15 protein-coding genes and 1 pseudogene are annotated in these 15,194 nt (G+C 42.7%); 2 read left to right on the forward strand and 14 right to left on the reverse strand.

Going from position 1 to position 15,194, the window contains the following annotated elements; genetic code table 11:
* The 12 genes and pseudogenes from BLQ81_RS11510 to BLQ81_RS11555 all read right to left on the reverse strand — a co-directional run.
* Window positions 1-301, reverse strand: a pseudogene (locus tag BLQ81_RS11510) (transposase family protein); the annotation flags it as partial.
* Window positions 302-495: 194 nt separating this feature from the next.
* Window positions 496-669 (reverse strand): Blp family class II bacteriocin, encoded by a 174-nt coding sequence (locus tag BLQ81_RS22000; protein ID WP_139183619.1) that lies wholly within the window; start codon window positions 667-669, stop codon window positions 496-498.
* Between the two features lie 243 nt (window positions 670-912).
* Window positions 913-1,083: a hypothetical protein gene (locus BLQ81_RS22490; protein WP_217636663.1), complete on the reverse strand. Its 171-nt coding sequence runs from the start codon at window positions 1,081-1,083 to the stop codon at window positions 913-915.
* Between the two features lie 288 nt (window positions 1,084-1,371).
* Window positions 1,372-2,019, reverse strand: a complete 648-nt coding sequence (locus BLQ81_RS11520; RefSeq protein ID WP_092730112.1) for a CPBP family glutamic-type intramembrane protease — start codon at window positions 2,017-2,019, stop codon at window positions 1,372-1,374.
* Between the two features lie 44 nt (window positions 2,020-2,063).
* Window positions 2,064-2,717: a CPBP family intramembrane glutamic endopeptidase gene (locus BLQ81_RS11525; RefSeq protein ID WP_217636664.1), complete on the reverse strand. Its 654-nt coding sequence runs from the start codon at window positions 2,715-2,717 to the stop codon at window positions 2,064-2,066.
* 118 nt (window positions 2,718-2,835) lie between these two features.
* Window positions 2,836-3,024: a hypothetical protein gene (locus BLQ81_RS11530; RefSeq protein ID WP_092730114.1), complete on the reverse strand. Its 189-nt coding sequence runs from the start codon at window positions 3,022-3,024 to the stop codon at window positions 2,836-2,838.
* The gene (locus tag BLQ81_RS22005; protein WP_139183620.1) at window positions 3,005-3,181 is read right to left on the reverse strand and encodes a class IIb bacteriocin, lactobin A/cerein 7B family; all 177 of its coding nucleotides are present in this window, start codon (window positions 3,179-3,181) and stop codon (window positions 3,005-3,007) included. Before BLQ81_RS22005 ends, BLQ81_RS11530 begins: the two co-directional genes overlap by 20 nt.
* A gap of 108 nt (window positions 3,182-3,289) precedes the next feature.
* The gene (locus tag BLQ81_RS11535) at window positions 3,290-3,616 is read right to left on the reverse strand and encodes a DNA-binding protein (RefSeq protein WP_092730116.1); all 327 of its coding nucleotides are present in this window, start codon (window positions 3,614-3,616) and stop codon (window positions 3,290-3,292) included.
* Between the two features lie 111 nt (window positions 3,617-3,727).
* Window positions 3,728-5,878, reverse strand: coding sequence for a peptidase domain-containing ABC transporter (locus tag BLQ81_RS11540; RefSeq protein ID WP_092730118.1), 2,151 nt, complete (start codon window positions 5,876-5,878; stop codon window positions 3,728-3,730).
* 12 nt (window positions 5,879-5,890) lie between these two features.
* The gene (locus tag BLQ81_RS11545) at window positions 5,891-7,063 is read right to left on the reverse strand and encodes an HlyD family secretion protein (protein WP_092730120.1); all 1,173 of its coding nucleotides are present in this window, start codon (window positions 7,061-7,063) and stop codon (window positions 5,891-5,893) included.
* Window positions 7,053-7,328: a hypothetical protein gene (locus tag BLQ81_RS11550; RefSeq protein WP_092730122.1), complete on the reverse strand. Its 276-nt coding sequence runs from the start codon at window positions 7,326-7,328 to the stop codon at window positions 7,053-7,055. Before BLQ81_RS11550 ends, BLQ81_RS11545 begins: the two co-directional genes overlap by 11 nt.
* Before the next feature lie 464 nt (window positions 7,329-7,792).
* The gene (locus BLQ81_RS11555; protein WP_092730124.1) at window positions 7,793-8,491 is read right to left on the reverse strand and encodes an SDR family oxidoreductase; all 699 of its coding nucleotides are present in this window, start codon (window positions 8,489-8,491) and stop codon (window positions 7,793-7,795) included.
* Between the two features lie 149 nt (window positions 8,492-8,640).
* On the opposite strand from BLQ81_RS11555, the gene BLQ81_RS11560 reads away from it, so the two are divergent.
* Together BLQ81_RS11560 and BLQ81_RS11565 are read left to right on the forward strand one after the other, a co-directional pair.
* On the forward strand, window positions 8,641-9,933 hold the full coding sequence (locus BLQ81_RS11560) for an amidohydrolase (RefSeq protein WP_092730126.1): 1,293 nt from the start codon (window positions 8,641-8,643) through the stop codon (window positions 9,931-9,933).
* 122 nt (window positions 9,934-10,055) lie between these two features.
* Complete coding sequence (locus tag BLQ81_RS11565; protein ID WP_175454224.1) at window positions 10,056-11,333, forward strand: amidohydrolase; 1,278 nt, start codon at window positions 10,056-10,058, stop codon at window positions 11,331-11,333.
* Between the two features lie 156 nt (window positions 11,334-11,489).
* Here the strand turns inward: BLQ81_RS11565 and BLQ81_RS11570 are convergent, their stop codons facing one another.
* Together BLQ81_RS11570 and BLQ81_RS11575 are read right to left on the reverse strand one after the other, a co-directional pair.
* Complete coding sequence (locus BLQ81_RS11570) at window positions 11,490-12,596, reverse strand: DUF4249 family protein (protein ID WP_175454220.1); 1,107 nt, start codon at window positions 12,594-12,596, stop codon at window positions 11,490-11,492.
* Complete coding sequence (locus BLQ81_RS11575; RefSeq protein ID WP_092730132.1) at window positions 12,593-15,007, reverse strand: TonB-dependent receptor; 2,415 nt, start codon at window positions 15,005-15,007, stop codon at window positions 12,593-12,595. The genes BLQ81_RS11570 and BLQ81_RS11575 overlap by 4 nt, the downstream gene beginning before the upstream one ends.
* Window positions 15,008-15,194 lie beyond the last annotated feature (187 nt).

A 15,194-nucleotide genomic window follows, 5' to 3' on the forward strand; every position in this document is an offset into this window, starting at 1 on the left:
GAACAGTCTTTACTTTACCACTGGAAGTTGTAATTCGGGGAAGCTTACATCTGAGGAAGGTCTTATACTGCATCGTGTCTAAGTGACGCCATTCCCGTGAGGGTGCATGATCATAAACCCGGCAAAGCTCCCCTGTTTCAGCATCTTCCAACTCGTCCAAAACACACTCAATTTGGATATATATCTCTTCTTGTTTAAAATCAGTTTCTACCCATTCTACAAACCATCCATCTTCTAATTGAAGCAACTTGGTGAAAAGTCCCTCTGTAAACATGTTTTTGACCAAAGGTAGGAATTCCATTAAATTCGTGGTAGACCATATTTTCAAAATCTACTCTATCAATTACAGATTCCATATTTTATGTTAGTTATGATAAATACTTATTCCAATTCCTATAAATACCCCTACCAAGAAAGCACCAAGCACTATAAGATGTAAAGTCTTTCTTACTTCGACAGGGAACAAATCGTTGAAGAATTCCATATTTTATTAATTTAATCAACTGCTATCGCTACCGCTGTTCCAGCTGCAACTCCGGCCAGAAAGAAAGTTCCTGCGGCTGCCGCAACTTGAGGAGCGGTATACAATACCCCCCAAATCAAAAGAGGAACAAAACCTCCATCAATCTCCTGCATCTCCACGACGCTTAGTTCTTTTAACTTTTTCATCTGTTTGTTTTGTTTTCATTTTCCCGACCTTTTCCGGGCGTCGGAATTCCCAATCACAGCACCTCTAAGATCGGTAGCTAGCATTGATCTCGAGGACTGATCATGATACTAACTTAAGTTCGCTCCGTCTAAAATAATGGACGCTGGGAAAAAATTTAAAATTTTTCCGCCATTTATTTTTGCCTCTTCCTCTTGATGAAGGACACTAAAGAAAAATTCAAGATTGATTCACCCTATGGGCATTCAGCCAGACTCGAAACAAAATACTACCTGAAGCGAATTGCAAATTCGCAGGGAGGCCAGAAACTTTCCGAATCGCTCTCCCAATTCAAAAACCAGTATAAAGACCAGTAAATTGACCCCGATACTCAGGACAATCAGGAGAGAGAGCAACCTTTCGTTTTTTGGATTCATAGATTATGGAGTTGACTTATCCTTTTTTCTTGACTTGGCAATTTACGAACTCAAAAAAACGAACGAAAAAAACAGATATACCAGCCCTGCTATCCATTTATTGGTTTGCCAAATGCTGAATAGCCTAATCTCATCCCCAGTGGATGTGAAAAAGAACACATAAAAAGCATTCAGTCCGTAAAGCATACCGAAGGTCAGGTAAAAAACACGAGTGATTTTGTTCAACATAGTTCAGTCAGCAACAACTGGAATTACTTGGTTTAATTTAATCAAATTGAGACTTACCAATCAGCCTTCATAGAAATAAACCGCCGGAATGATCAGCACCGCATTATACACCCCATGAAAGATCATGGACCATTTCATCCCATGATTCAGTCGGATATAGCTCAGCACCAATCCTATCATAAACTGTGCACCGACCATGAACGGAACCCAATAAAAGTATTGACCATAATCAAAATCTTTAAAGTTTCCTATATGAACCAAGGCAAATAAGGCAGAGGAAATCCAGATGACATACTTCAGGCTAGGTGGATTTCCTTTACTCACACTATACATCAAATAAAACAAGTACGCCCAAAGCAAAGCCACCGGCCACCATACCTCACTCAGCATAAGAACCGAAAGCCCAATTCCCCACCAAATGGAAGATTTCTTCAAGTCAAGATGAAGCCGGAATATAGGTTCCTCCAATAGTGGAGCTAGGAAAATAACTACAATGGCTACCACCCATTTGTTGTCTTTAAGCAATTCCTCCAGTTTATGGTCAAACTGATCCATACCTGCTGCTTCTAAAATAAAAGCGTAAGGGATGATGATTGCCAAGGTCAAAACCATTAAGATCAAAAAGGTTTTTGGCTTGATGGGGGTATAAGTTTCCGGAATGTTGGGAGACTTGAGGAAGGAAAGGAGCTCGGCTAAGGTGGTTTTCATAAACTTGTGGGATTACAAAATCATAGTTATCAATTACCTTTGATTTAAGGTAGGTTTTTAATATTTAAAAATTGGGGATTTGATTTTTTCCAAGGATAAATAACAAGTGCAATCAATATAATTAACCGCATTGCCAATCCTGCCACACTACCTTCTGGACCATGAGGCTCGCCATTCCAAAGAATGCTTTCTGTAAATTGAAGTTCTAAAAGGCCGGAAGAGGAATTACCAGAAACTGAAAATCCGAAAATCGAACCTTGTATAAAATTCCATGCAAAATGAATTGCCACTGGAACCCAAAAATTTTGAAACTTAAGATAGGAATATCCATATATTAAACCTCCTAAGAAATAACTGACTATGAGGATTGTGTTAGGTGGAAAATGAACTGCTGAAAAAATTGCAGAAGTTAATATTAGTAATAAAATACGATTTTTAATGATATCCAATAACCCAATAAATAAAAATAGTCTAAAAAAGACTTCTTCAAAAAAGGCAGTGTGTAAATTACTTAAAACATCTTGAAACAAACGGAGAAAATTGTTTGTAAAATTATATTGCAAAAAATCAAATTTTAGATTTAGAAAAAATAGAGAATTAAATAACAAAATTGATAAAAAAAAATAAAAAAATGATGCAATCATGTGACTTAAGTCAAATCCTAATCCTCCAACTGTCTTAAAATTGATTCTATTCAAATAGGAAAAAAATATTCCCCTAATGATAAGCAAGAATCCAAAAAGAACGAATAGTATTTCAAGTACCCCCATTATTGAAAAAGCAAGCCAAAAATGTTTGGCTTGCTTTACTTTAAAATTATTTAGTGTTCATTCCAGCATAATAACCATATGAAGCATGAGGCTGACCTGCTTCAATACCTGCCCAAAAAGATCCAAGATATCTGAAAACTGCTTGAGTAATATTATCTCCTCCTGAAACAGATTTACATTCTTCTGCTGATAATTCAACTAAGGAATTTGGCGATTTACTTTTTAAATGATTCATAGCCTTCATTAAATGCTTTTACATTATTTTCCCAATCATTAACCACTTCATAGAGAAAGTTTGTGGCCAAACCAACTGCAATAGCACCCCAGACCCAGACCAATCCCCCATCAACCTCCTGCATCTCCTCAAAACTCAACTCTTTAAATCTATCCATTTTTTTTAAGAATTTAATTTTCCCCGACCTTTTCCGGGCGTCGGGATTCCCAATCTCAGCACATCTTCAATCGGTAGCTAGCATTGATCTCGAGGACTGATCATGATACTAACTTAAGTTCGCTCCGTCTAAAATAATGGACGCTGGGAAAAAATTTATGATTTTTCCGCCATTTATTACATTTTCTTCGTCCTGCCGCAAGATGCGAAAAGAGAATTCCAAGTTTATTCCTCTACAGGCTTCATATTCAAAGGAATTGATCCGTTTATTGAACTTAATAAAGACATTTCTATCCCGAAGTTCTTCCAGGATTAGGTAAAGCTTGGCTCTACTTACAGCCAGTCGCTCGGCAAGCTCTTCTGGACTCCCTGTTCGCTTTTCTCTTACTAGCTTATTCAATAGCTGTAATCGCTCGATCTGCTTAATAAATTCCATGGCTCCTTACCTTTAAAGTTTATAATTAATCTTTTCCTTTTCTATCCTAGCTCTACATCTTACTTTTCTTGATTCTTAATACCAGCTACTTGATACTTCGACTTGCTATTTTCAAAGCATCACCAGTTGCTTGCGGATCATCTGATAATACTTCCCCTCCTTAGCAATCAGCTCCGCATGGGTACCTTCTTCGACAAGTTTGCCTTTGTCCAGCACATACAGCCTATCAAACTCCTGAACGGCTGCCAATCGGTGTGTGATGAAAATGATTGTCTTTCCTTCAGTAGCCAGCATTCGGATGGACTGCTGTACAAACTGCTCCGAGTCGGGATCGAGGGAAGCCGTAGCCTCATCCAAAATCAGGATCTCCGGATCACGATAAAGGGCCCTCGCTATAGCTATTCGTTGCTTTTGCCCACCAGACAGCGAGGCTCCATTTTCTCCCAAATAAGTCCCGAAGCCATTGGGCAGGCTCTCGACAAAATCTATCATCCCCAGTCGGTGACAGATCTGTACTACCCGCTGCATATCGGGTTGATAGTCTCCCAAGGCGATATTTTCCAGTACGTTTCCGGCAAAGAGGTCAATCCGCTGCGGGACTACGGATACCAATCGTCTCAGGGAGCTGTTATCCACGAATTTGATATCATGGTCTCCGATGTAGATGTTGCCGGATTGGAGGGGATAAAGGTTCTGAAGCAGGGAAACCAAGGTGCTTTTACCGGAACCGCTTTCCCCGATGACTCCTGAGATTTTACCTTTGGGGAAAACCAAGGAAAGATTTTCGAACACATTGGCCCGGGAACCATAGCGAAAAGAAACGTTCCGAAAGGTAATGTCACCTACATCTGTTTTCTTAATCGGGAAGGTTTCCTCAGACTTTTCCACCTCCAAGTCCATGATTTCAAAGAGTCGGTCCGCGGCAATCAAGGCGTTTTGAATGGTCTTATTCATCCCGATCAGACTGGAAACCGGCCCGGTCAGGTAGCCGGTCAAGGCGTAAAATGACATCAATTCCCCTGGGGTAATCTCATTTTGCAATACATAGCCTGCACCTACCCAAAGTAGGATAATTGTAAACAGCCTAGATACCGCCTCGGAGGAGGTTCCAGAGAAAATACTGTTCAGCCCTGAGCGATAGACGGTTCGAAGCAAGGCGATAAACCGCATCTCGGTCTTGATATTGGCATGGTCTTCTGCCCCAAAGCGCTTGATGGTACCGGCCGAGGTGATGGATTCGACGAGTTGGGATTCAAGTTCGGCAGACTCTTCCATCAGCCTACGTTCGGCTTTTTTATTCAGACGATTGGATATCCAGTAGATGATCGAATAGAATGGGATCAACAGCAGCATGACCAAGGCGAGCTTCCAGTAGAAGGTAAACATCAGCGCAAAGGAAAAAATGATGATAAACACATTGACCAAAAAGCTGATGGACACTTCATTGATAAAAGCGCGGATTTTCACCGCATCATTGATCCGGGAGATAATTTCCCCCACCCGCATCGTATCAAAAAACCGCTGAGGCAAGGACAGCAGGTGCTTATAGTAGCCCAAAATCAATCGAGCATCAATCCGTTGACCCACCTTGATGATGAAGAGCGTCTTGAAAGTTCCGATCACTCGCTGAAAAACCAAGAGCACTATCATCGCTACCGAAAGCAGGTTGAGCAAATTAGTGTTTCTACCTATAAATACATGATCAATAATCTTCTGCACATAGATCGAGGTAGAGAGTCCCAAAACAGTGTAGATCACTGCCCCAAGTAGGGATTGGATCATGACTCCACGGTGTGGACGAACCAAAAACCAGAACCTTGTCCAGGTGCCCACTTTTTGGCTTAACGCCTGAAACTCCTCATTGGGCATCAGCAGCACCAAAACCCCCGTCCACATTTCCTTGAAGGCATCAGGAGTCACCTTGTGGATCTGTCCATCACCCGGATCCATGTATTCCACCTGCTTGTCGGTGACTTTGTACAAGACGACATAGTGATGCAGGACTTTTTTCACAATGACATGGGCGATGACGGGCATGGGGACATCCATCAAGGCATCGAATTCCCCGCGGACCCCTTTGGCCGAAAAGCCCATTTTGGTAGCTGCCTCGATCAATCCCAGGACATTGGTTCCTTTTTGATCCGTGGATGCCATCTGTCGGATCTTTGCCACGGGCAATTCCAGTTTGTAAAAAGCGGCTACGGAAGCAAGGCATGCTGCCCCACAGTCGGTAATATCTCGTTGTTTGGTTTTGATGCTCATGGGTCAAAAAAATTAAGCCGATTTAGCCATCGATGGATTTAGCCAGTTATCTACTTTATCATATAGTAGCTGGAAAAGTGATCGCCTCGCTACGACAAAGCGGGCATTGAAGGTCATCCCTTTACGGATCTCTCCACTTTGTCCACTGGGCAGCTTTAGTGTCAAAGAATCCAATTTGCAGGTCACCAAAAAGCCTGCTTCCTTTTCCGAAATCAGGGCAAGGTCATTGGCTATTTCGACCACTTTGCCCGTAGCGACTCCCCACTGATTGTAATTGTAAGCATCCACTTGGAATTTGACCTCCTGACCAATTTTCAAAAAAGCAATATCGGCGGGAGAGATGTAAGTCACCGCCATAAGTTCGGAATCAGGTGAAATCTCTGCCAACTTTTGATTGTGATAGACAAAATCACCGGCATTCAAATTCTGGACATTCATCAGCGTCCCTGAAGTACCGGCAATGACCTTAAACTGATCCATTTGTTCCTGAGAAACTTCGAGTTGACTGATGATGCGATCTCGTTCAGTGCTATGGTTGACGAGTTCCTGCCCCCATTGATTGAGGCGTTGCTTTTTGAGTAGTTCCAGCTGCGTACTTGCCTGCTGATATTGGACCTGAACTTCATCAAATTCTGCAAAAGCGATCGATTTGCTCTCGAAGAGGATCTTTGCCCGTTGAAAGTCCCGATCCAATTTCTTTACCAAGGTTTCTTGATTGAGAAGTTGGGACTGATATTCATACAAGGAAGCTTGATAGAGATTGGATTTCAATCTTGGGTTATAGCCTTCCTCATGAGATGGATGGTTGATCAACAAATTCAAATCCTGAATAAAATCCTGAAGTAAGTCTAGCCGCTCTTTCAAGGCTTTCATTTCCAGATTGAGCTGCTCTCCTCTGATGACAGCAAGGACTTCTCCCTGCTTCACCTCCTGATTTTCGGAAAGGTTCCATGACTCCAATCTTCCTCCCGTGGGGATTTGGATAGGGTTTCTTTGGATACTTGACTGAAAGGTTCCTCTGGTTTGAACGGCTACATCCACTACAATCAAAGGAAGAGAAGCTAGTGCCAAGAGAATAAGTCCAAGTGCGATCAGATAAATCACTTTGGATCGGATTCGGATCTGTGAATCGTATACCTCGACGGAGTTATTTAAAATGGCGGAAGGGAATATTTTAGTCTCCATTTTTTAAAAAATCAAAAGTTCCAAAATCAGGATAGCGAACCAGCCCAACAGGCAGTAAATGCCAAGAGGAAAAATAACCTGTTGTGTCGTTGGAAGGCCGAACGTCCTTTGTGTTACTTGGTAAAGATCTCGACCAACTCAATTCAACAAGGCTGTAAGAACTACCCTGCTCATGTCGATGGGAGACTACTGTACTTCGCAACTGCAACCACCCTGTCAATAAAAATGTAACCGCATACCCCGCGATCAATCCTAAAATCCTCATAAAAATCCGTTCAGGTAAAAATTAAACCTTAATTAATCGAATAACTAAAAGAGAATTCTAAATTCCAAAAATTGTTTAAGCCAGTTTATTCTTGGATAAATTCAAAAAATACATAAAACTAAATTTAACGAAATATTATTCTACCCCCCCCCTAATAATTTAATATGAATTCAGAATTTAGTTTTGTTTTTGCCTAAAAAATTAATTAAAATATTTTTACACTTTTATTGAAAAATTTTATTGAATTAACATGAGTTTGCCGGGTAGCTTAAAAAAGCTTTAGCTTTTATACTTTGTGTCCTTGAAAAGGATTGATTTGGCCAAGACCAATGAAATTCATGTAGAGATTAATACTGCCTTTTCCCTCTTCTTAGCGCAGCCTGTGCGGTTAAAAAAAAGTTCTAACAAGTGAGGTGTTATTGGAATTTAAAGTCTCCAATAACACCGCTTTCATGAATTTGATTTCACTTCTTCCCTTTCGGTCTCAACGGTCTGCATTCCACATCTGCCACAAAATAATTTGGATGCGTCTCCAATGTCTGAACGATTGTCTGAGCGACATCTTCTGGACGCATCATGTTTTCATTCGTCGTCGTTCCTTCTATTTTGTCAAAAAAGTTGGTTTGGATAGAGCCGGGATAGAAGGTCGAAACCTTGATTCCGAAGTCGCGCAACTCCATGTACATCGAATGTGAGATTCCTCTGACCGCATGTTTGGTCCCTACATATCCAGCAAAATTGGCCACACCATTCAATCCTGCAATGGAGGCTACATTGAGAATATGCCCCTCATCAGCCGCTTTCATGGCAGGAACCAATCGCTTGCTGACATAGAAAATCCCATGCACATTGGTATCAAACATCGATTTCCAGTCATCCGAGGACATATCTTCAAATTTCCCTGCCACACCAAACCCGGCATTATTGACCAGAATGCGAATATCGGATCCCAGCTTCTCAACAGTTGCCAAGAATGCTTTTTCAACTTGTTCTTCCACAGCGACATCGCAAACGAAAAAGTGGAAATTGGCATGCTTCAAATCAGGAGCCGTTCTACCCCAGCCTGCTACAACAGTCCCTTTTTCCAATAATTGTTTTACTACTTCAAGTCCTACACCTTTACTGACTCCGGTGACGACTGCAATTTTATCTTTCAATTCCATATCCTGTTCTTTTGTAGAGTAAAGGATTAATTGAATGAAAAGTTCTCCAATCAGAGATTTAATCCCAATAGGGAAAGCTTTGTAAAACTTCTATCTTTATTTTCACCCAATCAAATAGCCACGATCCATACCATCAAACTTATTAAATTATGAAAAAACTTACGCTAGCCCTGATTTTAATCAGCGGAACGGCATTTGGCCAAACCAAGCTTCGTCCGGAAATTGATAAAAAAGCTGCTTCCATTGAAGCTAAAGTCATCGAGTGGAGACGCGACATTCACCAAAATCCCGAACTCGGAAACAGCGAATTTCGAACTGCTAAAAAAGTGGCTGATCACCTTCGCGCATTGGGAATTGAAGTTCAGGAAGGTGTTGCTGTCACTGGCGTGGTAGGTATTCTGAAAGGAGGAAAACCAGGTCCAACCGTGGCACTTCGTGCAGACATGGATGCACTTCCTGTCACTGAGCGAGCAGATTTACCCTTCAAATCTACAGTCACCACCATTTACAACGGTCAAGAAACAGGCGTCATGCATGCTTGTGGACATGACACACACGTGGCGATTTTAATGGGCGTGGCCGAAGTATTGGCAGAAATGAAAAATGAACTTCAGGGTACGGTGAAATTTCTTTTCCAACCTGCAGAAGAAGGGATCTATCAGGAAGGTGTGACCTCCTGGGGTGCCAAGCAAATGGTAGAAGAAGGGGTAATGAAGGACGTGGATGCGGTTTTCGGGTTGCATATCGGTTCGCAGATGGAAGTTGGGAAGATAGGCTATCGATCGGGACCAGCCCTGGCAGGCGTGGATAATCTCGAAATCACGGTACATGGCACTCAGGCCCACGGAGCTTCTCCTTGGTCCGGAGTGGATCCTATCGTCACCTCAGCACAAATCATAAATGGACTTCAAACCATTATTTCAAGGAATGTAAACATCACAGCAGCGCCTGCAATTGTTACTGTTGGAGCCATCCATGGTGGAATTCGCCACAATATAATTCCTGAAAAAGTCGAAATGATCGGCACGATCCGAACGTTTGGCGATGAGCAGCAAAATCTCGTACACAAAAGGATTACAGAAATCGCCACTAACATTGCCTTGAGTGCCGGTGGAAAAGCCGATGTCAACATCACCAAACTTTACCCTGCCACCGTCAATGATCCTGTACTGACCAAGCAAATGGAGTCTACAATTTTGGCTGCTGCAGGGGCTGGTAATGTAATTATCAATCCACTGATCACCGGAGCCGAAGATTTTAGCTTTTTCCAACGTGAAAAGCCGGGATTGTTTATTTCCCTGGGAGGAATGAAAAAAGGCGGCGACCCGACCAAAACTCCTTCGCATCATACGCCTGATTTCTACATCGACGAAGGTGGATTCGTATTGGGAATGCGCGTAATGAGCTACTTTGTTGTGGATTATATGGGGATGAAAAAGTGAAATAGACCATAGTTGATAGACCATAGTCCATAGAAAACCCCTGCTGAAGTGATTCGCGAGGTGGAAAAATTCTAGTTCCATAAATAAAACACTATTAAATAAAAAAATTGAAAAAGCTCCTTATGTTAAGCTTCCTGATTTCTGCAGGCAGCTTCGGACAGTCTAGTTTGCACGCAAAAATTGATAAATCAGCGGATAAAATTGAATCCAAAGTCATCGACTGGCGAAGAGATTTTCACAAACATCCTGAATTAGGCAATCAGGAATTCCGCACCGCCAAAATTGTCGCTGATCATCTGCGGTCCTTGGGAATGGAGGTCACCGAAAATGTAGCTGTCACCGGTGTGGTAGGGATCCTCAGAGGTGGCAAGCCCGGGCCGATGGTTGCACTCCGTGCAGATATGGACGCACTTCCTGTGGCAGAGCGAAATGATCTCCCCTTCCGATCCGTAAATACCGGGACATACAATGGGCAGGAAACAGGAATAATGCATGCATGTGGACACGATTCCCATGTGGCCATTTTGATGGGAGTGGCGGAAGTTTTGGCAGGAATGAAAAATCAATTGGAAGGCTCGGTCAAATTTATCTTTCAACCTGCAGAGGAAGGAATCTACGAACCGGGAGTGACCACTTTCGGTGCCAAGCAAATGGTGGAAGAAGGAGTGATGACCGATGTAGATGCCATCTTTGGGCTACACATTTGGGCAGCGATAGAGGCTGGAAAAATCGGCTATCGGTCTGGACCTTTTATGGCAGGAGTGGATAATCTGGAGGTAACTATTACCGGTACCCAGGCCCACGGTGCATCTCCCTGGTCTGGTGTAGACCCCATAGTAACTTCCGCCCAGGCTATTCTAGGACTCCAAACTATTCTTTCCAGAAATGTCAATATCGCAGAAAATCCGGCAGTGGTGACCGTTGGCGCTATTCATGGAGGAATCCGCCACAACATCATTCCGGAAAAAGTCGAAATGATTGGCACTATCCGAACCTTTGGTGAAGAACAACAGACACTTGTCCATCAAAGGATCCACGAAATAATTACCAACATCGCTAAAAGTGCAGGAGCCAAAGCAGACGTGAAAATCGGAAAACTATATCCTTCAACTGTAAATCCACCTGAGCTCACGGATAAAATGCTGCCTTCCCTCAATGCCGCAGCAGGAATCGGGAATGTGATTTCCATGGACCCGGTGACGGGATCAGAGGACTTCAGTTTCTTCCAAAAAGAAAAACCGGGTTTCTTTATATTCTTAGGGGGCATGAAAAAAGGGGGAGATCCACTGACTACACCCTCCCACCATACACCTGATTTCTACATCGACGAAGCCGGATTTGTGCTGGGCGTACGGGCAATGAGCTACTTTGTGGTGGATTATATGGGTATGAAAAAGTAAATAAAACCCTAGCTGATAGACCATAGCCCATAGAAAACCCCTCCTGAAGCAATTGGGAGGGGTAAATTTTTTCTCAAAAACAAGTGAGTCAATAAAGCAGGCTTAGCCAAGGATCCTAAATATTTCAATTTTTAAATCTTTCAATATTCCAATCCCTTAATCATCAAACCACCACTCGGGATACTCCATTTGACTGTTCGGAAATGCGTTGCAGTTTAAACAGGTTGGCAGATATTGGTCTAGCCGCTTGCTAGGAATATATTCGCAGCTTTTTCCCAAAAAGAAAGGGACATCCGCAAATGTGGTATAGATTCTCGAAACCTTGGCCCTTGCCACTTCAAAATACCCTAGAACTACTTCATCTGGATTGTTGACATTATATAGATTTCCCTGAATCGAAGCCGGTGGAGAATCAAATACAGAGCCTGTATTATTAACCAATTCTCTCACCCTTCTCCAATATTCGTAGGTATTTTTTGAAATACTCAATTGTCGGACTGTGAAATAATGCCTGCTGAGAAAGGACTGATCAACCAGTCGCTTGGCGACGATTTGCGTGCTTTTCCCTCCCGGTTTATTGAGAAGGTCCCCATTGATCAGTGTGATTCGCTCAGGGTCGGGAAAACCAAATACGATACAGGGAGGCGGAGGCGTATTAAACGGATTTGGAAAAAAGGTCAAATCCCAAAAATATGCCTCATCCACTGCCCAACGCAAGTAATAATCCCCAACTTGATCCGGCAAGGTCACCGCTGTCTTAATCAATACCTGAGCCGCATCAGGATTATCCTTCAACCGGGTCCGCTCAAATGAAAAACTCAATTCATCCGATCCGATTACCTCAGGAATTTTTTGAGGTCTAGAGCGATATACCCGATCTCCTACTCGTATCTCCAGATATAATTCTGAATTTGACCCAGTCCCCAGGTAGTCAGATAGCTCATACTTGCCGGGCTCGGTTTCTTGATAGACCCATGGTCTCCCCTGACTGGCATCCACTAAGGTTACCCTTGCACCCTGCAAAGGCCTTGGCAAATCATTTAATGTAAAAATCCTGTTTTCTTCGTCTGCAAGTAGCGGCTTTCTGGCTTTGGAAGTCGTCTCTGATAGAAAAACAACCTGTGGTTCATTCAGATTGGTCAATATGCCCGATACGATCAATCGTTCCCGTTCTAATTTTTCCAACTCAAATTCAATCTGCTCCACACAGGAATTAAGGCTAAGGAATACAATCAATACGCCTAAAATTTTCAACTTTTTCATTGTTTCCCTCCCCATTTAATGCTGTAAGTAATCGAAGGAAAAATTGATCCCAATATTGCCAGACGATAAGGTCTCAACTGCTTCGAATCTTCATCTTTTTGCCAAAAAACCGAATACGCATTTTTCCTTCCAAAAAGATTGTAAATACTGAAATTCAAACTGTCTCCTTTCTTGGAGAATACTTTTTCGATTGTGTAAGAAACGTCCACCCGGAAGTAATCTGGAATTCGATATTGATTTCTATTGGAATAATCCGGCACTACAAGCCCACCATTCAGGATGTACGATGCACTCACTGCACTGACCGGACGGCCGGTGGCATAATTGACCGAGAAGTTGAAAAGCCCTCTCGGGTACATCTTACGGCTAAGGATAAAATTGACCTCGTGCGGTTTGTCATAGTTCGAAGGGAAACGCTCATTCCTATTGATTTGCTCTTCGCTAAACTCACTTTGGGAAGTAAAAAAAGAACGGGAATACGTATAAGCCAACCATCCTGTCGCCACGCCAAGGTTTTTCTTGATCAGAAACTCAGCACCATAGGCCTCCCCCTTTCCAAAAACCAATTCAGTCTCCATGTGCGGATTTAGAAATATCTGCGCAAAATCCCGGTATTCCACTTGGTTGACACTTGTCCTGTAAAAGGCGTCAATGGAATATTCCCAGCTGTTGTCTTTCGCATTTTTAAAGATCCCAAGGGAGAAATTATCCGAGCGCTGCGGTGGGATGTAGCTTGTGCTCAATTGCCAAAGGTCTATCGGAGTTGGTCCAAACGTATTGGACACAGACTGAATGTACTGAAAGAGTCTCGCATAACTGGCCTTCACAGACAGTGTAGCATTCAGATTTTGTCTGAGTGAAAATCTGGGTTCAAAACCCGAATACGACTTAATTTTCCCGGAAGGAAATGGAGTTTCACCTGTGATATTACTTTCACTGATCGGCCCGTTCGGATTGTACTGATACACTGTATCCGCACCCAATTGGGAATAACCTGAATACCTCAAGCCTCCGACAAATCCGGTATTTTCTCCCAGCTCATATTCCAAAGACAAAAATCCGGATAGTTCCATTCCCCGCTCTTTCCCAACTTGCTCTTCCTGAATGGCGGAGAATTCGTCAAATGGAGAAATTCGCTCTGGTTTTCCCTGATAATAAATCCCTTCCAAACCACCTGTTAACGCAAGTTTATCATTAGCCCAAGTGCCAGACACTTTTCCTTGCCGGTAGCGCATCCCATTCTTCACTTTGGCAGCATCGACACCTTCAGGGTCAAAAAAAGCATTATCAAAGTTGCCGTCAGCCAATAAACCGGTGATGGAAATATTTTCTCCTAAAATCCCTTTATATCTCAGCGAACTGATCCGGTTTGCCCATTCGTATCCAAATTGATCCGAAAACTGAAAGTCGTCGGCTGTCACCAGCGTGTTGGCTTCAAGCAGATGCCCCTTGCCCAGATCCCAGTTCAATCCTAGGTAGCCGTCATAAAAATTCAGCCTACTATTCTGAATATCCAAGTCCCGCACCTGTCCAAGGAGCCAGTTCACGTTCGAAACTCTACCACCAAAAATCACCGATACCTTGTCTTTTACAACCGGTCCTTCGATTAATACTTTGCCATTGGATGTTCCAAACCCGACTTGGCCCTGCCAGCTTTCACTGCTTCCGGGCCTCATCAGGATATTCAGTGCAGAACCTGCTCTTCCTCCAAAGTTAGCCGGTAGATTTCCTTTGTAAAGCGTGAAATTCTCTGTCACATCAGTATTGAAGCCTGACAGAAATCCAAGAGCATGATTGGAACTTAAGACCAATACTTCATTCATCAGCAAGAGATTTTGATCTGCCTTGGCCCCACGGACATTAATTCCGGAGGTCCCTTCACCTACAGAACTCACGCCGGGTAGAAGCTGGAGCCCCTTGAAAATATCTGCTTCACCCAGAAATGCAGGAATAGCTCTCAGTTCAGTGGTCGTCAGTTTGGTGACTCCCGTGATTGGATTTCTCACATTTCGATCAGGCTCTTCGGACAGGACTACCACACCATCAAGTTCGAATGCTTTTTCAACCATTTGCACACTAACAACGGCGTTTTCATAAAGCAAAATCCTGGTAAAAACCGGAACGTTGGAAATATGCCGAAAGGCTACACGATGATCTCCGGGAGTAATAGTCAAGTAATACGTCCCAAATCGATCTGTACTTACGCCGGTAAAAACTCCGTCAACATGTACACCTACCCCTTCAATTGGCTTAGCACCATCTTTTGAAGTGACTTTACCTGTTAAAATATAGGTACCGGGATGGGGGCCTTCTATTTTTCCAAAAGAAAAACGAAGCGAATCTGTCTGTCCGAAAGTCGGAAAACAAAAAATCAAAATGAGAAAAAGTGAACTAACGTAAAATCTTATCATAACAAGTTCAAGAAACCAAATTTACCGAAAAGCACAGGTCCTTTTATTGTAAACGGGCCAAAAATCCTTTCGCTACAAAACTAAAAAAGAATAGAGGCTCTGGAAGTGTGAAAGTACCACGGCGTAAAAATGGATAAAAGCTAAAAATCCGGTTACTTCAAAATCACATCGTCATCAATAGAAACTA

Origin of the sequence: Algoriphagus alkaliphilus (assembly GCF_900103735.1) — a bacterium.
Lineage (GTDB): Bacteria > Bacteroidota > Bacteroidia > Cytophagales > Cyclobacteriaceae > Algoriphagus > Algoriphagus alkaliphilus.